A 20,421-nucleotide genomic window follows, 5' to 3' on the forward strand; every position below is an offset into this window, starting at 1 on the left:
ATCAGATCTCCACCCGCAGCACTTCCACGCCTGATTGCTCATATGCCTCCACCCCCGGCGCATCCCACTCGGTAATCAGCGTATGAATACGGCTGCACGGCGCCACCACAAACGGTTCCACTGCACCGAGTTTGTCTGAGGTTGTCACTGCAACCACTTGGGACGCGCTGTCGATCAAGGCTTGCTTGACTGCCACTTCGGCAAAATGCAGCGAGGTAATGCCCACTTGCGGGTGCAGTGCGCACACGCCGGTAAACAGCAGGTCGGCCTTGATGCTCTGGATCAGGCGCAGCGCTTCATGCCCGCCGGTTGAAAGGGTGGCGGGGTTGAGTTGGCCTCCGGCCAGGATCAGCGTTACATGCGGATGGTCCGCCAGGGCGATGGCGATCATCGGCGATGGGGTGACCACCGTCAGGTGGATCGCCTGCGGCAGTGACTGGGCGATCTGCAGGGTGGTGGAGCCGGAATCGAACAGCACGATCTGGCCGTCTTCAACTCGCTCGGCCGCCAGGCGCGCGAGGTGGCGTTTGACTTCGGTGGTTTCGCCGACACGAGTGAAGAAATCCTTGCCGGTGTCCTTGGGACGAGGCAGGGCACCGCCGTGTACGCGCTGCAATAAACCGGCGGCGGCGAGTTCGCCGAGGTCGCGGCGGATGGTGTCCTGGGACACGGCGAAATGCTCGACCAGCTCGGAAGCCGTGACCTTGCCGTCGCGTTCGAGCAACAACAGGATCTTTTGTTTACGCAGGGAAGGCAGGTCAATGGCTTGATGAACGTTATGCATGTTTATGCGCTTTATTGCGGGTTTATGCGAGATTAGTCATCAGCTTCGAGAAACGCAACGGCTGGTTGCGTGGGCGATGGCCGGTTACTCTCTGTGTTCAGTTCAGGGAGAGGTGACCCGATGTCGTTGATCACAACCATCGAAGACTTACGCAAGCTGGCGCAAAAACGTGTGCCCCGGATGTTCTACGACTACGCCGATTCCGGCTCCTGGACTGAGAGCACCTACCGCGCCAATGAAAGCGATTTTGCGCGCATCAAGTTCCGCCAGCGCGTGGCGCGCAATATTGATGAGCGTTCGATCCGCGCCAGCATGATTGGCCAGGACATGGCCATGCCCGTGGCCCTGGCACCTACCGGCCTGGCAGGTATGCAACATGCCGATGGCGAGATCCTGACCGCACGAGCCGCTGCGGCGTTCGGCCTGCGCTACACCTTGTCGACCATGAGTATTTGCTCGCTGGAAGACATTGCCGAGCATGTCGGCCAGCCATTCTGGTTCCAGCTTTATGTGATGCGCGACCGTGGGTTTATCGAGCAACTGATCGAACGCGCCAAGGCTGCCGGGGTGGATGCGCTGGTGCTGACGCTGGATTTGCAGATCCTGGGGCAACGCCACAAGGACTTGATCAACGGCTTGTCGGCGCCGCCCAAACTGACCCTGCCCAATATCCTCAACATGATGACCAAACCGCGCTGGGTCATGGGTATGCTCGGCACCCAGCGGCGTGGCTTCGGCAATATCGTCGGGCATGTGAAGGGCGTGGCCGACATGAGTTCGCTGTCGTCCTGGACTGCCCAGCAATTTGACCCGCGCCTGAGTTGGGACGATGTGGAGTGGATCAAGCGGTGCTGGGGCGGCAAGTTGATTATCAAGGGCATCCTTGACGTGGAGGATGCGCGCCTGGCGGCCGACTCCGGCGCGGATGCGTTGGTGGTGAGCAACCACGGTGGTCGGCAACTCGATGGCGCGCCGTCGAGTATCAGCCAGTTGCCCGCCATTGTTGAGGCCGTAGGCAACCGTATTGAAGTGTGGCTCGACGGTGGTATTCGTTCCGGCCAGGACGTGCTCAAGGCCATGGCGCTGGGCGCCAGGGGCACCATGATCGGTCGCCCGCACTTGTATGGCCTGGGGGCGATGGGTGAGGCGGGCGTGACCAAGGCGCTCGATATCATCGCCCGTGAGTTGGACGTGTCGATGGCGCTGTGTGGCTATAACGATATACGCGATGTGAACCGCGAAATTTTGCTGCCTGGCACCTTTCCTGAAAGTGCTGCCTGAGCAAAAAAACGTAAAAATATAAAAAGAGTTGTCCACGAAAACCGTGGGTATCTCTGTGGATAACTTTGCGAAGGCCCGGCTGCGTTGGCGATTTGCGTGAAGATCATTATTTGATCAACTTGTGTTTCGGGCCAGTATGGGCAGGGTTTGCGCTTGACAGCCAAACGCGAACCCAGTGTCGAAAAGTGTATTTATGACGCGTTGTCGCGCCCTGTGGAGTGTGTCACTTCCCGGGCGGGTATCTGCGTGCGCATCAGGTTTTCCAGCGCCTTGCCATAGTTGCGAGCGGCCAGGCTCATGCTGTTGTTATGGCTGGCACCGGGCACCCATAACAATTGCTTGGGTTGCTGGGCGGCTTCAAATAATTGCTGGCTGAAGCGCGTGGTTACGTGCGGTAGCTACAAAGTTGTGTAGATATTTATGCGGTGATGACCAGGCAGTTGATCGCCGACTGACGGTTGTTGTCAGAAATTTCCTACAGGAGTACAAATGTACTCCATGACCAACCTGACTCCCCGCCGTACCGCCATCCTGACCTTCATTCGCGAGCGCATCGCGCACCAAGGCCAGCCCCCCAGCCTCGCTGAGATCGCCGAGGCGTTCGGCTTCGCCTCGCGCAGCGTCGCCCGCAAGCATGTGGTGGCCTTGACCGAAGCCGGCTTCATTGAGGTCAACCCCAACCAGGCCCGTGGCATTCGTTTGCTCAATCAACCCGCGCGTCCCGAGTGGCTGGATGTCCCGGTACTTGGCCGCGTGGCGGCTGGCCGGCCCATCGGTGCCGATGCGGACGTGCACAGCCACTTGCAACTGGATCCGGCCACTTTCACCAAGACCCCTGACTACCTGCTGCGAGTACAGGGCGATTCGATGATCGAAGATGGCATTCTCGACGGCGACCTGGTGGGCGTACGTCGCAGTGCCGAAGCCTTGAACGGGCAGATTGTGGTGGCGCGTCTGGATGGTGAGGTCACCATCAAGCGCTTCGAGCGCAACGGCGAGCGGGTGCGTTTATTGCCGCGCAACCCGGCATATCAACCCATTGTGGTCGGCCCCGACCAGGACCTGGCCATCGAAGGGGTGTTCTGTGGCCTGGTGAGGCAAGGCTGATGGGCGCCGTGGTTGCCCTGGACTCGCTGTTCAATGGCGGGCGAGTCTGGAAGGGCCGGCCCGCCGCACCACCGGCCAGCGTGCACCCCACGGGGCTGGCGGCGCTGGATGCGGTGCTGCCCACTGGCGGCTGGCCGGAAGCGGCCTTGAGTGAAATCCTCATGGCCAAGGACGGGGTGGGCGAATTGCAACTGGTGCTGCCAACCCTGGCACGCTTGTCGGCCCTGGGTGAGCGCATTGTGCTGGTGGCGCCGCCCTATACGCCGTATCCCCATGCCTGGCAGAGCGCCGGGGTAGATGTGCGTCAGCTTTCCATTATCCAGGCCCAGGAGCGCGATGCGCTGTGGGCGGTGGAACAATGCCTGCGCTCCGGCAGTTGCGGTGCGGTGTTGTGCTGGCCGCGCAAGGCCGATGATCGGGCCTTGCGGCGCTTGCAGGTGGCGGCGGAAACCGGACAGACCCTGGCATTTGCCTGGCGCTCCTTGAATGAGGCGGTCAATGCCTCGCCCGCGGCCTTGCGCCTGGCGGTCGAGGCAAAGCCTGCACAAGTGCGCGTGCTCAAGTGCCGGGGCGGGTTGGCCCATCCGGCACCGATTGCCCTGGCGGGGCATTGAGGTTGCCATGCGTTGGGTCTGTATCGTATTCCCGCAATTGGCGCTGGACGGGGCGCAGCGTGTGCATCCCGAACCTGACCAGCCTCTGGCACTGCTGGCCGGCACGCCGCAGCGGCGTGTGCTGCAAACCGTCAACGCCGCCGCCCGTGCCCTGGGCTTGCGCCCTGGTCAATCGTTGACGGCAGCCCATGCCCTGGCCAAGGGCTTTGCCTGTGTGGAATACGACCCTCTGGAAATCGAGCGCTTGCAGCAGTTGCTTGCCGCCTGGGCCTACCGTTTCAGTTCCCAGGTCAGCCTGTATTACCCGCGCGCCTTGTTGTTCGAGATCGAATCGAGCCTGGGCCTGTTTGGGCCCTGGTCGCAGTTCGAGGCGCGCTTGCGCAAGGAGTTGACCGACCTTGGCTTTCGTCACCGCATCGTCGCAGCGCCCAATCCGGCGGCGGCGCGGGTGTTGGCAAACCTTTACGATGGCCTGGCCGTGGCCGATGACAACGCCTTGATGCAGGCCCTGGCGCCACTGCCTGTCGACCGCGCCGGTCTTGACCCGCAGGCCGCCACCGCCTTGTCACGCATGGGCCTGCGCACCCTGGCCCAGGTGCAGGCATTGCCGCGGCATACCCTGGCGCGACGCTTTGACGCCAGCCTGCTCAAGCACCTCGACGCCTTGAGCGGGCAACGCCCCTTGGCCCTGGCGTTCTATCAGCCGCCGGACCAGTTCGAGGCGCGCATCGAGTTGAACTTCGATGTGCAATCCCACCAGGCCTTGCTGTTTCCATTGCGGCGCTTGACCGGCGACTTGTCGGCCTTCCTTTGCGGGCGCGACAGTGGCGTGCAGCGCTTTGACCTGCACCTGGAACATGCCCAGGCGCCCGACAGCGTGATCAAGGTGGGCTTGCTCAGTGCCGAGCGTGAGCCTTTGATGCTGTTCGAACTGGCCCGTGGCCGCCTGGAACAGGTCCAGGTCACCTCGCCGGTGCGCGGTTTGCGTCTGGTGGCCGAGGACTTGCCGGTGTTCGTGCCCCAGCGCCAGGACCTGTTCGACGACCGCCCGCAGCAAACCCTGCCGTGGGAACAATTGCGCGAACGCTTGCGTGCGCGCCTGGGGGATGAGGCGGTGCAGGGCCTGCGCTTTCACGCTGACCATCGTCCCGAATGCGCCTGGCAAGCCGCGACCGACAGCCGTCCATGCCCGAGCTTGAACAAGGTGCGGCGCCCCGGCTGGTTGCTGTCCGAACCGACGCTGCTGGCCGAGCAGGGCGTGCACATTCTGATGGGCCCGGAGCGCATCGAATCCGGCTGGTGGGATGGCGCCGATATCCGCCGCGACTATTACCTGATCCAGACCCGCGCCGGCCAGCAAGGCTGGGCCTACCGCAATGTGGGGTGCAGCGATGGACTGTGGCTGCAAGGCTGGTTTGCATGAGCTCTGTAGGGGCGAGTAGCGCATGAGTTACGCCGAACTGCATTGTCTGTCCAACTTCAGCTTCCAGCGCGGTGCCTCCAGTGCACTGGAGTTGTTCCAGCGGGCCAAACACCAGGGCTACAGCGCCCTGGCAATCACTGATGAATGCACCTTGTCGGGCATCGTACGGGCCTGGCAAGCAGCGAAAGCGGTGGATTTGCCGCTGATTATCGGCAGTGAAGTGCGCATCGAAAACGGCCCCAAACTGGTGCTGCTGGTGCAAGACCTCAACGGCTACCAGCATCTGTGCCGTCTGATCACCCTGGCCCGTCGCCGTGCTGAAAAAGGCCGTTACCGCCTGCTGCAGGAAGACTTCGAGCAACCATTGCCCGGCCTGTTGGCGCTGTGGGTGGCGCAGGACCATGACACCCAGGCCTCGATCCAATGGCTGTGCCGCACTTTCAACAGGCGCCTGTGGCTGGCAGTGCAGTTGCATTGCGGCCAGGACGATGGGCGTCACCTGGAGCAGCGCCTGGACCTGGCCGCCCGGTTGCAGATCCCGGCGGTGGCTTGCGGCGATGTGCACATGCATGCTCGTGGCCGCCGTGCCCTGCAAGACACCATGACCGCCATCCGCCATCACGTCGCGGTGGCCGACGCCGGTACCTTGTTGCATCCCAATGGCGAGCGGCACTTGCGCAGCCTCGATGCCCTGACCGCGCTGTACCCGCAAGCGCTGCTTGACGAAACCCTGGCGATTGCGCGGCGTTGTACCTTCGACCTCAGCCAGTTGCGCTATCACTACCCACGCGAACTGGTGCCGACAGGTCATGACGCCGCCTCCTGGTTGCGTGCGGTGACCGAAGAAGGCATTGCCCGGCGCTGGCCCGAGGGCGTCGATGCCAAGACCTTGCAGCAGATCGACAAGGAACTGCTGCTGATCAGCGAGTTGGGCTACGAAAATTATTTCCTCACGGTGCACGACATCGTGCGCTTCGCCCGCAGCCGCTCGATCCTGTGTCAGGGCCGTGGCTCGGCGGCCAATTCGGCGGTGTGTTTTGCCTTGGGTATCACCGAAATCAACCCGAGCTTGAGCGACTTGCTGTTCGAGCGCTTCCTTTCCAAAGAGCGCAATGAACCGCCGGACATCGACGTAGACTTCGAGCACGAGCGCCGCGAAGAAGTGCTGCAATACGTATTCCAGCGCTACGGCCGCAATCGTGCAGCGTTGACGGCGGTGGTCAGCAGCTACCACGCCGCCGGCGCAGTGCGCGATGTAGCCAAGGCCCTCGGGCTGCCACCAGACCAGATCAACGCGTTGGCCGACTGCTGCGGGCGCTGGAGTGATGACGCGCCACCTCTTGAACGTCTGCGTGAAAGCGGTTTCGATCCGGACAGCCCACTGCTGCGCCGCGTGTTGACGCTCACCCGGCAACTGATCGGCTTTCCCCGGCACCTGTCCCAGCACCCCGGCGGTTTCGTGATTTCCGAATACCCGCTGGACACCCTGGTGCCAGTGGAAAATGCGGCCATGGCCGAGCGCACCATCATCCAGTGGGACAAGGATGACCTCGACGCCGTCGGCCTGCTCAAGGTGGATATCCTCGCCCTCGGTATGCTCAGCGCAATCCGCCGCTGTTTCGATTTACTGCGTCGGCATCGCAACCTGGATTTGAGCCTGGCAGGCATCCCAAAGGAGGATCCGGCGACCTACGCCATGATCAGCAAGGCTGACACCATCGGCGTGTTCCAGATCGAATCGCGGGCGCAGATGTCGATGTTGCCCAGGCTCAAGCCGCAAACGTTCTATGACCTGGTGATCGAAGTCGCCATCGTGCGCCCTGGGCCGATTCAGGGCGGCATGGTGCATCCGTATTTGCGCCGCAGAAACAAAGAGGAAGCAGAAACCTATCCTTCACCCGAATTGGAGGCCGTGCTTAAACGCACCCTGGGTATCCCTTTGTTCCAGGAACAAGTGATGCAGATCGCGATGGTCGCCGCCGACTACAGCCCTGGCGAGGCCGACCAGTTGCGCCGCTCCATGGCCGCCTGGAAACGTCACGGCGGCCTGGAGCCGCACCAGAAGCGCCTGCGCGACGGTATGCTGGGCAACGGCTACACCGAAGCCTTTGCCGCGCAGATTTTCGAGCAGATCAAAGGCTTTGGCAGCTATGGTTTCCCCGAGTCCCACGCGGCCAGTTTTGCCCTGTTGACCTACGCCAGTTGCTGGCTCAAATGCCATGAACCGGCGGCCTTTGCCTGCGCCCTGATCAATAGCTGGCCCATGGGTTTCTACAGCCCGGACCAGATTCTGCAGGACGCCCGGCGCCATCGCTTGCAGATTCGCCCGGTGGATGTGCAGGCCAGTGACTGGGATTGCAGCCTGGAGCCCATCGATGGCCAGCAACCGGCGATTCGTATGGGCTTGCGCATGATCTCGGGGTTTCGCGAGGACGACGGGCGGCGTATCGAAGCCGCACGCCACCGGCAACCGTTCAGCGACATCGCCGACCTGGACGCACGCGCCGGCCTGGATGCCCGGGCCCAGGCGCTGCTGGCGGATGCCGGTGCATTGCGCGCGCTGGCCGGCAATCGACACCAGGCGCGTTGGGACGTGGCCGGTGTGCACAAGCAGCTCGGCTTGTTTGCCGGCCAGCCAGGTCAGGATGAAACCGTGGTGGCATTACCCGCGCCCAGCGTAGGCGAGGACCTGCAAGCCGATTACGCCACGCTGGGCACCACCCTTGGGCCGCACCCCTTGGCCTTGTTGCGCGCCGAGCTGCGCAAGCGACGCTGCCGCAGTTCCCAAGAGTTGCTGGCGGTGGAGCATGGGCGCAATGTGAGCATCGCCGGGTTGGTGACCGGTCGCCAGCGCCCTGGTACGGCCAGTGGCGTGACCTTTGTCACCCTCGAAGATGAATTCGGCAACCTCAATGTAGTGGTCTGGCGCGACCTGGCCGAGCGCCAGCGCCGGGCGCTGGTGGGGTCGCGCCTGCTCAAGGTGGATGGGCGCTGGGAGGCGGTGGGCGAGGTGCGGCATTTGATCGCAGGGCGCCTGACCGATTTGACGCCGCTGTTGGATGGCATGGTGGTGCGCAGCCGGGATTTTCATTGAGTTCAGTGGTTTCTGCATTCCAGCGTACACAAGATGAAACCATCCACCGTCGGCGCGCTCCAAAACTTGCGATCGTCCTCTCCTGCGCACAGAGCCCAATGATGCAATTTTTATCCAACCCCCACGGCTGTGAAGGCTGGGCCGGCGAAATGGCTCAGCGGATACGCACCTTTGACTGGTCAACTACCGACCTTGGCCCTTTGGATCAGTGGTCCACAAGCCTGGCTTGCACCGTGCAAATGATGCTGGCCTCACCCGTACCGATGGTGATGCTGTGGGGGCGGGCGGGGTACATGATCTACAACGACAGCTATTCGGCATTTGCCGGCGGGCGCCATCCTTACCTGTTGGGCACGCCGGTGGAACTGGGCTGGCCGGAAGTGGCCGAGTTCAATCGGCATGTGGTGGATACGTGCCTGGCGGGCGGTACCTTGTCGTTCAATAACAAGGAACTGGTGTTGTCGCGTCACGGCCGACCGGAAAGCGTGTGGCTGGACCTCTACTACAGCCCGGTGGCGGGTGACAACCAGCAGCCGGCCGGCGTGCTGGCGATTGTGGTGGAAACCACCGAGCTGGTGAAGTCCGAGCGGGTGCGCCAGGAGCTTACCCATAATCTGGAGCAACGCGTGGCCGCCGAGGTGCAGGCGCGCTCTGCCGCCGAAGACCAGTTGCGCCAGTCACAAAAGCTGGAAGCGATTGGCGGCCTGACCGGGGGCGTGGCCCATGACTTCAATAACCTGCTGCAAGTGATCGCCGGCAATCTGCATTTGCTTGCCCGGCATGAGCCGGACAATTGCCAGGTGCAACGTCGCGTGACCGCGGCCATCGCGGCAGTCGAGCGTGGGGCCAAGTTGTCATCGCAATTGCTGGCGTTTGCCCGTCGCCAACCGTTATCACCCGCGGTGTACAACCCGCAGCGCATTTATGCCGGCCTGGGCGAGTTGCTGCAACGGGCGCTGGGGGAAACCATCCATATCGACGTGCAATTGCCCCAGGACTCCTGGTGCATCAATGTCGACCGCAACCAGCTGGAAAACGCCTTGCTCAACCTGGCAATCAACGCCCGGGATGCCATGCAGGGCGAAGGGGTGATTCGGATCACCGGGGAAAACGTCATCCTCAACCCTGACGATTGCATCGGCAAAAGCATCAAGCCTGGCGAGTATGTGCGCCTGGCGGTGGCCGACACCGGTGTGGGCATGTCCCAGGCCACCCTCAAGCGCGCCTTCGAACCCTTCTTTACCACCAAACGCGAAGGCCACGGCACCGGTCTGGGGCTGAGCATGGTGTTTGGTTTTGTGCGCCAAAGCGGCGGGCATGTGGATATGTGGAGCGAGGAGGGCAAGGGCTCACTGGTGCAGATGTACTTCCCCCACAGCCTGGAGCCCGAGTGCCTCGACGACTACAGTGACGTGGACCCGCAAGGTGGCGGCCAGGAAACCATCCTGGTGGTCGAGGACAACGAAGGCGTGCGCCTGACGGTGGTCGAGTTGCTGCAGCAGTCGGGTTATACCGTACTGACCGCCGAAGATGGCGACCGCGCGATGCAGGTGTTGCAGCGCGGCGAAGCGCCGGACCTGATCTTCACCGACGTGGTGATGCCAGGCCGGGTCAAGAGCACTGACCTGGCCACTTGGGCGCGTACGCAGAACCCGCCGGTGGCGGTGCTGTTCACCTCCGGCCACACCCGCGACATCCTGTCCTCCAATCATTTGCTCGGCGCCGACATCCACTTGCTGAGCAAACCCTACAGCCCTGATGCCCTGACTCAACGCGTGCGCAGGGTGCTCAGTGCAAGACAAGGTTGCCCATGACATCACAGCGCAACATCCCTGCGGTTACCGCCCAGCAACCGGGCTTTGTCAGGGTGCGTGGCGCCCGTGAACATAATCTGCGTAACGTCGATGTGGATATTCCACGCGATGCCCTGGTGGTGTTTACCGGGGTATCCGGCTCCGGCAAATCGTCCCTGGCGTTTTCCACCGTGTATGCCGAGGCGCAGCGTCGCTATTTCGAATCGGTGGCGCCCTATGCGCGACGCTTGATCGACCAGGTGGGCGTGCCGGATGTGGACAGCATCGAGGGCTTGCCGCCGGCGGTGGCCCTGCAACAGCAACGTGGCACGCCGAGTGCGCGCTCTTCGGTGGGCAGCGTCACCACGCTGTCGAGCTTGATCCGTATGCTGTATTCACGCGCCGGCAGCTACCCGCCGGGGCAGGCCATGCTGTATGCCGAGGACTTTTCCCCGAACCTGCCCCAGGGCGCGTGCCCGCAATGCCATGGCTTGGGCCGCGTGTATGAAGTGACCGAAGCGCTGATGGTGCCCGATCCGTCCTTGACCATCCGCCAGCGTGCGGTGGCGTCCTGGCCGCTGGCCTGGCAGGGCCAGAACCTGCGCGACATCCTTGTGACCCTGGGCTATGACGTCGACATCCCCTGGCGTGACCTGCCGAAAAAACAGCGCGACTGGATCCTGTTCACCGAAGAAACCCCCACCGTGCCGGTATACGCCGGCTTTACCCCGCAGCAGACCCGCGATGCGTTGAAACGCAAGCTCGAACCCAGCTACCAGGGCACTTTCAGCGGCGCACGGCGCTACATCCTGCACACCTTCGCCCATACCCAAAGCGCACTCATGAAAAAGCGTGTGTCGCAGTTCATGCAAGGCAGTGCCTGCCCGTTATGCCACGGCAAGCGCCTGACCCAGGCGGCACTGTCGGTGAAGTTTGCCGGGGTGGATATTGGAGAGTTGTCGCAACTGTCCCTGGCGCAATTGGCCCAATTGCTGCGGCCGGTGGCGGCGGGGCAGGACAAGATGAAATTGTCGGTGGAAAAGCGCCTGGCAGCCCAACGCATCGCCCAGGACTTGCTCGAGCGGGTGAACACCCTGATCGAGTTGGGGCTGGGCTATCTGTCGCTGGAACGCAGCACGCCGACCTTGTCCTCCGGAGAGTTGCAGCGTTTGCGCCTGGCCACCCAGTTGGGCTCACAGCTGTTCGGCGTCATCTATGTGCTGGACGAGCCCTCGGCGGGCCTGCATCCGGCGGATGGCGAAGCGTTGTTCAGTGCGCTTGAGCGCTTGAAGGCCGCGGGCAATTCATTGTTTGTAGTGGAGCACGACCTGGAAACCATGCGCCGCGCCGACTGGTTGATCGACGTGGGCCCGGCAGCCGGTGAACATGGCGGGCAGGTGCTGTACAGCGGGCCGCCTGCGGGGTTGGAGGCTATCGAGGCGTCGCAGACCCGTGAATACCTGTTTGCTCCACAGCGCCCGGCCAACGTGGCGCGGCGCGAGCCCACTGCCTGGCTAAAGCTCGAAGGCGTGACGCGCAATAACCTCGATGACCTGAAGGTGGACTTCCCGCTGGGCTGCTTTACCGCGGTAACCGGTATTTCCGGCTCGGGCAAATCCAGCCTGGTCAGCCAGGCGTTGCTGGAACTGGTGGCCACGGGCCTTGGGCGCGTGCTGGAAAATGACGACGAGCCAAGCCTGGAAGACGCCGCACCGCAAGCCAGTGGCGGGCGCATCAGTGCCGGGCTGGAACACATTCGCCGCCTGGTGCAGGTGGACCAGAAACCTATCGGCCGCACGCCGCGCTCTAACCTGGCGACCTACACCGGGCTGTTCGACAACGTGCGCAAGCTGTTCGCCGCTACGCCGGCGGCCAAGAAACGCGCTTACGACGCCGGGCAGTTTTCGTTCAATGTCGCCAAGGGGCGGTGCCCGAACTGCGAGGGTGAAGGCTTTGTCAGCGTTGAGCTGCTGTTTATGCCCAGCGTGTACGCGCCATGCCCCACTTGCCACGGTGCGCGTTACAACCCCGAAACCCTGGCGATCAAATGGCAGGGTTTGAACATCGCCCAGGTACTGGGCTTGACGGTCGAGCAGGCAGTGGAAGTCTTTGCCGAGCAGCCTGGCGTACTGCGCTCGTTGCAGGTGCTGCGCGATATCGGCCTGGGCTATCTGCGCCTTGGCCAGCCGGCCACCGAACTGTCCGGCGGTGAAGCCCAGCGCATCAAGCTCGCCAGCGAACTGCAACGCAACGCCCGCGGCGCTACGTTGTATGTGCTCGACGAGCCGACCACCGGCTTGCACCCCAAGGATGTCGACCGCTTGCTCAGCCAGTTGAATCAACTGGTCGATGCGGGGCATACCGTGGTTGTGGTCGAGCATGAGATGCGCGTCGTGGCCCAGAGTGACTGGGTGATTGACATCGGGCCGGGGGCAGGGGACCTGGGCGGGAAGGTGGTGGCGTGTGGTACGCCGCACAAGGTTGCCAAAAGCAAGCACAGCCGAACCGCGCCTTATCTAACCCAGGCGCTGATCTAGCAGTTGTTGATGACCAAATGTGGGAGGGAGCAAGCCCCCTCCCACATTAAGCCAAGCGCTAGTCAGTGAGATTATGCTGGATCTGCTCCTTGGCCAGCTTCACCACATTCTCCACGGTAAACCCGAACTTCTCCTGCAACTTGGCCAATGGCGCCGACGCGCCAAAGCTGTTCATCACCACCTTGGCACCGGTTTGCCCGACATAGCGATCCCAACCCAGGGGCCCCGCCTGTTCCACCACCACCCGCGCTTTTATCGCAGGCGGCAAGACGCTGTCGCGGTAGGCTTGATCCTGGTCTTCAAACAACTCCCAACTCGGCATCGATACCACTTGCGCGGCCACGCCTTCGCCCTTGAGTTGCTCGTAAGCAGCCACCGCCAGGCTGACCTCACTGCCTGTCGCGATCAGAATGACTTCAGGCTTATCCGCAGCGGCCATTACATAGGCACCTTTGGCCGCACCGGAGGCGCACGCATACTGGGTGCGATCCAGGGTTGGCAGCGCCTGGCGCGACAGCACCACGCAGCTTGGCCGATGGGTTTGCGCCAGGGCCACCTTCCACAACTCCAGGGTTTCATTGGCGTCGCCCGGGCGCAGAGTCAGCAGCCCTGGCGTGGCGCGCAGTTGGGTCAGGTGTTCGATCGGTTGGTGCGTCGGCCCGTCTTCACCCACGCCGATGGAGTCATGGGTAAACACGAAAATCACCGGCAATTCCATGATCGCCGCCAGGCGGATCGGTGGCTTCATATAGTCGCTGAACACCAGGAAGGTCGAGGTGTACGGGCGCAGGTAGGACAACGCCATGCCATTGGCAATTGCGCCCATGGCGTGCTCGCGGATGCCGAAGTGCAGGTTTCGCCCGCTGTAGTCATCGGCGCTGAAGCGCCCGGCGCCGTCGAACGTCAGGTTGGTTTTGGTCGACGGCGACAGATCCGCCGAGCCGCCCAGCAACCAGGGGATCTGTTGGGCGAAGGCATTCAATACCTCGCCGCCGGAGGCCCGGCTGGCGACGCCCTTGGCATCGGCGGCGAAGCTGGGCAGGTGCGCCTGCCATTGCTCGGGCATTTCGCCGGCGCGCATTCGGTGCAGTTCATCGGCCCGTTGCGGGTCGAGGGATGCCAGGGTCTGGTTCCATTCGGCGAACAGCGGTTCGGCGCGTTCGCAGAGGGCATCACGCAGTACCGTGCGGGCTTCGTCGGGCACCAGGAAGCTCGAATCCTGCGGCCAGCCATAGGCAGCCTTGGTCAGGCGAATCTCGTCTTCGCCCAGAGGCTCGCCGTGGGCGGCGGCGGTGTTGTGCTTGTGCGGCGAGCCATAGCCGATCACGCTGTCGACCACGATCAGGGTCGGCGCGCCGGTATTGGCCTTGAAGGTTTCCAGCGCCACGCTCAACGCCTGCAAGTCATTGGCGTCGGTGACGTGCTGGGTGTGCCAGCCGTAGGCCTGGAAGCGCTTGATCACGTCTTCGCTGAAGGCCAGTTCAGTGTGGCCCTCGATGCTGATGGTGTTGTTGTCGTAGATCCAGCACAGGTTATCCAGCTTCAAGTGGCCGGCCATCGAGGCCGCCTCGCTGCTGATGCCTTCCATCATGTCGCCGTCACCACACAGGGTGTAGACGTCGTAGTCGAACAGTACCTGGCCGTCGCGGTTGAAGCGCTCGGCCAGCCAACGCTGGGCCATGGCCATGCCCACGCTGTTGGCGCAGCCCTGGCCGAGCGGGCCGGTGGTGGTTTCCACGCCGGTGGTCATGCGGTATTCGGGGTGGCCTGGGGTCTTGGAACCCATCTGCCGGAACTGCTTGATATCGTCGAGGCTGATGGCCGGCTGGCCGGAGCGCTGGCCGTGGGCGTCAATCTCCACCACACCGGCCAGATGCAACAGCGAATACAGCAGCATCGACGCATGCCCCACTGACAACACAAAACGGTCACGGTTAGGCCAATCGGGATGTTCGGGGTGATAACGCAGGAAGCGACTCCACAACGTATAACCCACCGGCGCCAGGCCCATGGGCGTGCCCGGATGCCCCGAATTGGCCTTCTGTACAGCGTCCATGGCCAGGGTGCGAAGCGTGTTGATGCATTGAGTGTCGGCAGCAGTGGCAGCGTGATTCATGAAACCTGTCTCCCTCGGGTGGCGATCTACAGTGGAGGGCAGGGCACGGCAAAGGTTTGATCCCATCGCATGCTGCACGACGAACGGGACTGTATTGACCTCAAACATGACAAGACCCATTGGAATGGGCTAGCTTCAAGGGCGTAGACCATTGATCAATTTGTGGAGGTACGCCATGCCAGTGAAACACGACCTGTATGAGGACTTGGGTGTCAGCAAGGAAGACGTTCACAAGCGCAGGGCGGACGACAAACGGCTGGATTCGCTGCTCACTCAATATGACGATGCCGACGCGAATGTGCTGGAGGCGGAAAAAGCCAGTGCCAGCGATGAGAAAGTGGAAAACCTGAAGAAGAAACGGCTGCTGATCAAGGACGAAATCGCCGGGCGATTAGGCTAGGCGCAAAACGGCAATATTTGTTCAGATTTGTATGCGGGACATCGCAGGACTGTGTCTTTATGATGCGCCCCGTCCACCCGGCTCTGGGGACTGTTGCGGCGCAAGGATTGTGCCGCTGAGCCGGGGAGGACACCCTATTTCAGGCCAGCAGTGTGCCCAGGCATTCATCAATGGAACGCTGCTGCGTCTCGCCGTAAAGCTGCAACTCATCAATCGTCTTGCGCCCCAGCGCCTGTTCGAATTGCGCCTGGTTGGCGTTGGCCGCGTAATGACTTTGCGCCGCATCCCCCAGGTTTGACTGGAAAATCCCCGCCGCACTGACCGGCAGAAAATCCTCATACACCAATGGCTCCACCGCCACGTGATCGGCGTTGACCAGCGCTTGCAACGTTCGCGGCTGCTCGGGCTGGCCGCGTGCCGCCAGGCCTTTTGCGGTAACGAAGTAACGAAAGTACGCCAGGCCCTGCTCGCGCATCTGTGCGGGGGTATCCGGGAACGCCGTAAAGTGCCGTTCCATCAATTGCACATAACGCTCGGCGTTGGCCTCGTTGGGGAACGCGCCGAGTTCATCGCGGGCGGCGTTCAGCAGTTGGTCGTACAGGGCGCGGCCTTTAGGCGTGAGCGCTACACCGCGTTGTTCGATTTCGCCAAAGCGTGCGCTGTGGCTGCCGTGGGCGTCGGTGAACGCGATCGGTTCGTCGAGCGCCTTGAAGCTGGTCTGGCGCAGCAGGATCGGGCAATGGCGCCGGGGTGGGCCTTCGATCACGGCTTTGGGCGTAATGCCTTTGCCGGGCATGGCGGCCTGTACCTGGTCGATGTCCAGGGTGCGTGGCGTGAGATGGTTGATATGCGGGCCCCTGAAGGCGACCACGTCGGCGATCAGGCGGTGCTGGTTGCTCAGTTGCTCGTATTGCGCGCCTGTCACGGTGGCGGTGTTATGCCAGCGGAACGTCTCCAGCGCCTCGTCGATGAAAGCCTGGGCGTCGCGGGCATTCAAGCCGCCCTGTGTTTCGGCCTGTTCGATCAGCGCCAGGGCGCCGGGGGTGAAGATCGAGCGCTTGGCCAGGGCACTTTCGGCGAAGGTGCGCAGCTCCAGGTTTTCGATCAGCTCCAGGCGCAGCAGCGAGGTGAACACCCGGAACGGGCTGGTTTGCAGCGCGTGCTCATGCACGGCGCGAAAGGCCGTGGAATGCACCGGCACACCGGCGGGGGTGAGGTCGTAGTAGCCCACCGGTTGCATGCCCATCACCGCGAACAGGCGGCTGATGGTCGCCAGTTCTGCGGCAGTGCCCAGGCGGATGGCGCCATGGCGCTCCATGTCCAGGCGCTGGATTTCGCCGGTACGCTGCAACTGCTGCACCAGCTCAGGTTGGCTGTCGAGTACGCGCGCATTGGTTTGGGCCACCAGTTCCAGCAGCGCGCCGTACAGAGGTACTTCATCGCGGTACATGTCGGACATGGCCTTGGAAAAGCCCTTGCGGATCTCATCGGGGCTGACATGTGCAGTGGCGTGCATAGAAAAATTCCTGATGGCTGTGGCGAGCAAAATGACCTTTGCCCGATTTTGTTGAGGCGCAGGCCGGCTTGCAAACGAAGATTCTTCTGGACTTCATTCTGCAAATGAATGAGATGCCATGAACAGGAGCAAACCCAGCCCCAGCGGCTTGTCAACGCCTGGTGCTGTGAGTCTTCATGTGCAACCGGGCACCATTGGGTTCTACACTGCGCCTCACTGTGTAGGTGATGGAGGACTCAATGACGGCCGTACCCGCAAACCGCCTGCTTGACACGATTGAAGGCCAGCGCCTGGCGACGCAAGATGCCGAGCGTTGGCGTGAGTGGGGCCCGTACTTGAGCGAACGCCAGTGGGGCACCGTGCGCGAAGACTACAGCGCCGATGGCGACGCCTGGGCCTACTTCCCCCATGAGCAGGCGCGCAGCCGCGCTTATCGCTGGGGCGAGGACGGCCTGGCCGGTTTCAGCGACAAGGCACAACGCTGGTGCCTGGGCCTGGCGCTGTGGAACGAACGGGATGCGATCCTCAAGGAGCGCCTGTTCGGCCTCAATAACGCTGAAGGCAACCACGGGGAAGACGTCAAGGAACTGTACTTTTTCGTCGATGGCGTACCGAGCCATGCCTACATGCGCATGCTCTACAAATACCCCCATGCCGCCTTTCCCTACGCCGACCTGATCGCTGAAAACGCTCGCCGCGGGCTGGGCGATACCGAGTATGAAATCCTTGATACCGGCGTATTTGAAGACAACCGTTACTGCGACATCAGCGTCGAATACGCCAAGCACCAGCCCGACGATATTTTCATGCGTGTCACCGTGCACAACCGCTCGGAGCAGCCGACACGCCTGCAGGTGCTGCCCCAGCTGTGGGCGCGCAATGACTGGAGCTGGACCTTTGATGCGCCCAAACCCAGGTTGACGCTGGACGGCGACCGCGTGCTCGCCCTTCATCATGAGATGGACGATCGCCAGCTCACCGCCTGGGGCCAGGATGGGTGGCAATGGTTGTTCTGCGAAAACGAGAGCAACTTCGCCAAACTGGGCGGGCAGCCGACGTCCGGGCCGTTCAAGGATGGCATCAACGATTACGTGGTGGAGGGTGATCAAGGGGCCATTCGCGGTGACGCGGGCACCAAGGTGGCGGCGCGATTCAGTCTTGAATTAGCGGGCCTGGAAAGCAAAAGCCTCTATCTGCGCTTTGCCCCTCTGGACGCCCCCGAGGTCAACGCACGCAAGTTGTTCGAACAGCGCCGCCGCGAGGCCGATGACTTCTACGCAGCCCTGCAACAGGGTATCGCCAATGACGATGCGCGCAATGTGCAGCGCCAGGCCCTGGCCGGCTTGCTGTGGTCCAAGCAGTTGTACTATTTCGACGTCAACCAGTGGCTCGACGGTGATCCGGCCCAGCCTGCGCCGCCGCCCGAGCGTTTGCATATCCGTAATACCCATTGGCGCCACCTGTCCAACTTCGACATCCTGTCCATGCCCGATACCTGGGAATACCCGTGGTACGCCTCCTGGGACCAAGGCTTCCAGGCGGTGGCCATGGCGCTGATCGATCCCGGCTACGCCAAGCAACAGCTGCTGTTGCTGGTTAAAGACCGTTTCATGCACCCCAACGGCCAATTGCCCGCCTACGAATGGCGCTTCGACGATGCCAACCCGCCAGTGCATGCCTGGGCCAGCTGGCGCGTGTATCAGCAGGACAAGGCGCTGACCGGCGTGGGCGATATGGACTTTCTGGAGCGGATCTTCCACAAGCTGCTGCTGAATTTTTCCTGGTGGGTCAACCGCAAGGACGCCGAAGGCCGCAACCTGTTCCAGGGTGGTTTTCTGGGCCTGGACAATATTGCCTTGTTCGACCGCTCGGCCACGCTGCCGCCGGGTTACCAGTTGGACCAGGCCGATGGCACTGCCTGGGTCGCGGCCTATGCCCTGGATCTGATGCGCATCGGGCTGGAGCTGGCCAAGCGCAACGCCGTGTACGTGGACATTGCGGTAAAGTTTTTCGAGCACTTCCTGTATATCGCCGGCGCCATCAACCGCGTCGATGACAGTGCCGAAGGCTTGTGGGATGAGCAGGACCTGTTCTTCTACGACGTACTGCACCGTCCCGACGGCCAGAGCGAACCGGTGCGTTTGCGGTCTATCGTCGGCCTGATGCCGCTGTTCGCTGTGCTGGTGCTGGAACAGCGCGAACATGAAGGCTTGGAAGGCCTGCGCGAGCGTCTGCTGGGGTTTATGCATCACCGGCCCGACCTGGCCAAACTGGTCTCGCGCTGGAACGAACCGGGGCAGGGCAATCGCCTGTTGTTGGCGTTGCTGCGTGGCGAGCGTACCAAGGATTTGCTGCGCCGCATGTTGGATGACCAGGAGTTCTTGTCGACCTTCGGTGTGCGCGCCTTGTCCAAGACCTTTGCAGAGCAACCCCTGGCGCTGAAGATGAATGGCGACACCCTGTGCGCCAGTTACCAGCCCGGCGAATCCGACTCTCGCCTGTACGGCGGCAACTCCAATTGGCGCGGGCCGCTGTGGATGCCGGTGAACTACATGCTGATCGAATCGCTGCGTGAATTTCACCGCTACTACGCGGATAACTTCTCAGTGGAATACCCCACAGGCAGCGGCTATCTGGCGTCGCTGGAAGACGTGGCCGACAGCCTCAGCCAGCGCCTGACCGGATTATTCCTGCGCGATGAAAATGGCCTGCGGCCATCCATGGCAGGGTATGCGCAGCTGGAGGCGGACCCGGCCAGCCGCGATCTGGTGTTGTTTCATGAATACTTTCATGGCGAGACAGGGCGAGGGTTGGGGGCGTCGCACCAGACGGGGTGGAGCGCCCTGGTCGCCTTGCTGCTGCAGCCAAAGGTCTAGCACCCATGGCGCGCATAGGTGTCGGTAGCTACACCCCTTTGGCGCCGCGCCGCGTGCGCTCGATCTCTTCAAGCAAGCTATCTATGCCCGCCAGGCGTGCGCGGTTGTCATGTTCCCAAGGGTGAAACCCCGGTTTGAAATAATGCAGCCACGGCCTGAGCATCCGCGGGAACACGCCCTTGGGACCGTACAAGTACTTGACCATGCGCCACAGCCCCTTCAACGTGCCGCCCGAGGTGCGGTCGGCAATCAGCAGCCGCACGTGGAAGTCCAGCACCACTAGCCAGAACATGACGGTGGTGGTCAGCATGGTGCCGGTGCGCAGCAGGTAGCGTGCGGGGCCGGGTTTGATCACCTGGTTCCATACATCGAAGGCTACGGCTTTATGTTCGGTTTCTTCCAAGGCGTGCCAATACCACATCTGCTGGTAACCCTTGAGTGAATCACCAAAGCGCGAGGGGTCGCTCAACAGGATTTCCGCCAGCATCGCAGTGTAGTGCTCAAGGGCGATGGTCACCGCCAGGTTGAACGACGGCGGCAGGTGTTTCTTCTGCAAGTCGAGGAAGAACTTCAGGCGTCGGTCGAGGGTGTGCGCCGGCAAGCCCGCCGCTTGCAGCAGGTCGTTATAGGCCACATGTTCGCGGCTGTGCATGGCCTCCTGGCCTATGAAACCCTGGATTTCCTTTTTCAGTTCGGGATCGTCGATCTGCCCGCGGTAGTGGCGCACGCTGTCCATGAAAAACAGCTCGCCCTGGGGAAACAGCAACGACAGGGCGTTGAAGAAGTGGCTGATGACCGGCCCTTGTTCATGCCAGTCTTTGATGCGCTCGGCAGGCAAGGCAAAACGGATATCGCGACGGATCGGCAACATGCTGCGTCC

Annotated in this window: 13 protein-coding genes and 1 pseudogene; 9 read left to right on the plus strand and 5 right to left on the minus strand. The window is 62.3% G+C overall.

Annotated elements, in window-relative coordinates; translation table 11 throughout:
• Window position 1: 1 nt before the first annotated feature.
• The gene (locus JH25_RS01040) at window positions 2-784 is read right to left on the minus strand and encodes a DeoR/GlpR family DNA-binding transcription regulator (RefSeq protein WP_032880789.1); all 783 of its coding nucleotides are present in this window, start codon (window positions 782-784) and stop codon (window positions 2-4) included.
• A gap of 120 nt (window positions 785-904) precedes the next feature.
• Here JH25_RS01040 and JH25_RS01035 point away from each other — a divergent pair, with 120 nt between their 5' ends.
• Window positions 905-2,065, plus strand: a complete 1,161-nt coding sequence (locus tag JH25_RS01035; RefSeq protein WP_032880790.1) for an alpha-hydroxy acid oxidase — start codon at window positions 905-907, stop codon at window positions 2,063-2,065.
• 191 nt (window positions 2,066-2,256) lie between these two features.
• Here JH25_RS01035 and JH25_RS29160 read toward each other — a convergent pair.
• A pseudogene (locus JH25_RS29160) lies at window positions 2,257-2,457 on the minus strand (alpha/beta hydrolase); the annotation flags it as partial.
• A 97-nt stretch (window positions 2,458-2,554) separates the two neighbouring features.
• Between JH25_RS29160 and lexA the strand changes: the two are divergent.
• The 6 genes from lexA (at window position 2,555) to uvrA (ending at window position 12,633) form a co-directional block, all read left to right on the plus strand.
• Window positions 2,555-3,172, plus strand: a complete 618-nt coding sequence (lexA, locus tag JH25_RS01030) for a transcriptional repressor LexA (RefSeq protein WP_032880791.1) — start codon at window positions 2,555-2,557, stop codon at window positions 3,170-3,172.
• Complete coding sequence (gene imuA, locus JH25_RS01025; protein WP_032880793.1) at window positions 3,172-3,786, plus strand: translesion DNA synthesis-associated protein ImuA; 615 nt, start codon at window positions 3,172-3,174, stop codon at window positions 3,784-3,786. Before lexA ends, imuA begins: the two co-directional genes overlap by 1 nt.
• Window positions 3,787-3,793: 7 nt before the next feature.
• On the plus strand, window positions 3,794-5,209 hold the full coding sequence (locus tag JH25_RS01020) for a Y-family DNA polymerase (RefSeq protein ID WP_032880794.1): 1,416 nt from the start codon (window positions 3,794-3,796) through the stop codon (window positions 5,207-5,209).
• A gap of 22 nt (window positions 5,210-5,231) precedes the next feature.
• Entirely contained in the window at window positions 5,232-8,303 is a 3,072-nt protein-coding gene (locus JH25_RS01015; protein ID WP_032880795.1) for an error-prone DNA polymerase, read from the plus strand.
• A gap of 101 nt (window positions 8,304-8,404) precedes the next feature.
• Complete coding sequence (locus JH25_RS01010; protein WP_032880797.1) at window positions 8,405-10,117, plus strand: ATP-binding protein; 1,713 nt, start codon at window positions 8,405-8,407, stop codon at window positions 10,115-10,117.
• On the plus strand, window positions 10,114-12,633 hold the full coding sequence (uvrA, locus tag JH25_RS01005; protein WP_032880798.1) for an excinuclease ABC subunit UvrA: 2,520 nt from the start codon (window positions 10,114-10,116) through the stop codon (window positions 12,631-12,633). Before JH25_RS01010 ends, uvrA begins: the two co-directional genes overlap by 4 nt.
• A 58-nt stretch (window positions 12,634-12,691) precedes the next feature.
• Here the strand turns inward: uvrA and tkt are convergent, their stop codons facing one another.
• Window positions 12,692-14,749 (minus strand): transketolase, encoded by a 2,058-nt coding sequence (gene tkt, locus JH25_RS01000; protein WP_032880799.1) that lies wholly within the window; start codon window positions 14,747-14,749, stop codon window positions 12,692-12,694.
• Window positions 14,750-14,924: 175 nt separating this feature from the next.
• On the opposite strand from tkt, the gene JH25_RS00995 reads away from it, so the two are divergent.
• A complete protein-coding gene (locus tag JH25_RS00995; RefSeq protein ID WP_032880801.1) occupies window positions 14,925-15,149 on the plus strand; it encodes a DUF465 domain-containing protein in 225 nt (74 codons plus the stop codon).
• Between the two features lie 139 nt (window positions 15,150-15,288).
• On the opposite strand, the gene hglS is transcribed toward JH25_RS00995, so the two are convergent.
• Window positions 15,289-16,665, minus strand: a complete 1,377-nt coding sequence (hglS, locus tag JH25_RS00990) for a 2-oxoadipate dioxygenase/decarboxylase HglS (protein WP_032880803.1) — start codon at window positions 16,663-16,665, stop codon at window positions 15,289-15,291.
• A 239-nt stretch (window positions 16,666-16,904) separates the two neighbouring features.
• On the opposite strand from hglS, the gene JH25_RS00985 reads away from it, so the two are divergent.
• Entirely contained in the window at window positions 16,905-19,541 is a 2,637-nt protein-coding gene (locus JH25_RS00985) for an MGH1-like glycoside hydrolase domain-containing protein (RefSeq protein WP_032880804.1), read from the plus strand.
• 28 nt (window positions 19,542-19,569) lie between these two features.
• Here the strand turns inward: JH25_RS00985 and JH25_RS00980 are convergent, their stop codons facing one another.
• The gene (locus tag JH25_RS00980) at window positions 19,570-20,412 is read right to left on the minus strand and encodes a metal-dependent hydrolase (RefSeq protein ID WP_032880805.1); all 843 of its coding nucleotides are present in this window, start codon (window positions 20,410-20,412) and stop codon (window positions 19,570-19,572) included.
• Between the last annotated feature and the right edge of the window lie 9 nt (window positions 20,413-20,421).

It is taken from the genome of Pseudomonas sp. BRG-100 (assembly GCF_000737955.1).
Taxonomy (GTDB): Bacteria; Pseudomonadota; Gammaproteobacteria; order Pseudomonadales; family Pseudomonadaceae; genus Aquipseudomonas; species Aquipseudomonas synxantha_A.

Bases quoted from the DNA above. Each gene is read 5' to 3' on its own strand.
- JH25_RS00995 (WP_032880801.1), top strand. From the start codon at position 14,925: ATGCCAGTGAAACACGACCTGTATGAGGACTTGGGTGTCAGCAAGGAA.
- JH25_RS01035 (WP_032880790.1), top strand. From the start codon at position 905: ATGTCGTTGATCACAACCATCGAAGACTTACGCAAGCTGGCGCAAAAA.
- lexA (WP_032880791.1), top strand. From the start codon at position 2,555: ATGTACTCCATGACCAACCTGACTCCCCGCCGTACCGCCATCCTGACC.
- hglS (WP_032880803.1), bottom strand. From the start codon at position 16,665: ATGCACGCCACTGCACATGTCAGCCCCGATGAGATCCGCAAGGGCTTT.
- JH25_RS01010 (WP_032880797.1), top strand. From the start codon at position 8,405: ATGCAATTTTTATCCAACCCCCACGGCTGTGAAGGCTGGGCCGGCGAA.
- uvrA (WP_032880798.1), top strand. From the start codon at position 10,114: ATGACATCACAGCGCAACATCCCTGCGGTTACCGCCCAGCAACCGGGC.
- JH25_RS01020 (WP_032880794.1), top strand. From the start codon at position 3,794: ATGCGTTGGGTCTGTATCGTATTCCCGCAATTGGCGCTGGACGGGGCG.
- JH25_RS00980 (WP_032880805.1), bottom strand. From the start codon at position 20,412: ATGTTGCCGATCCGTCGCGATATCCGTTTTGCCTTGCCTGCCGAGCGC.
- JH25_RS01040 (WP_032880789.1), bottom strand. From the start codon at position 784: ATGCATAACGTTCATCAAGCCATTGACCTGCCTTCCCTGCGTAAACAA.
- tkt (WP_032880799.1), bottom strand. From the start codon at position 14,749: ATGAATCACGCTGCCACTGCTGCCGACACTCAATGCATCAACACGCTT.
- imuA (WP_032880793.1), top strand. From the start codon at position 3,172: ATGGGCGCCGTGGTTGCCCTGGACTCGCTGTTCAATGGCGGGCGAGTC.
- JH25_RS00985 (WP_032880804.1), top strand. From the start codon at position 16,905: ATGACGGCCGTACCCGCAAACCGCCTGCTTGACACGATTGAAGGCCAG.
- JH25_RS01015 (WP_032880795.1), top strand. From the start codon at position 5,232: ATGAGTTACGCCGAACTGCATTGTCTGTCCAACTTCAGCTTCCAGCGC.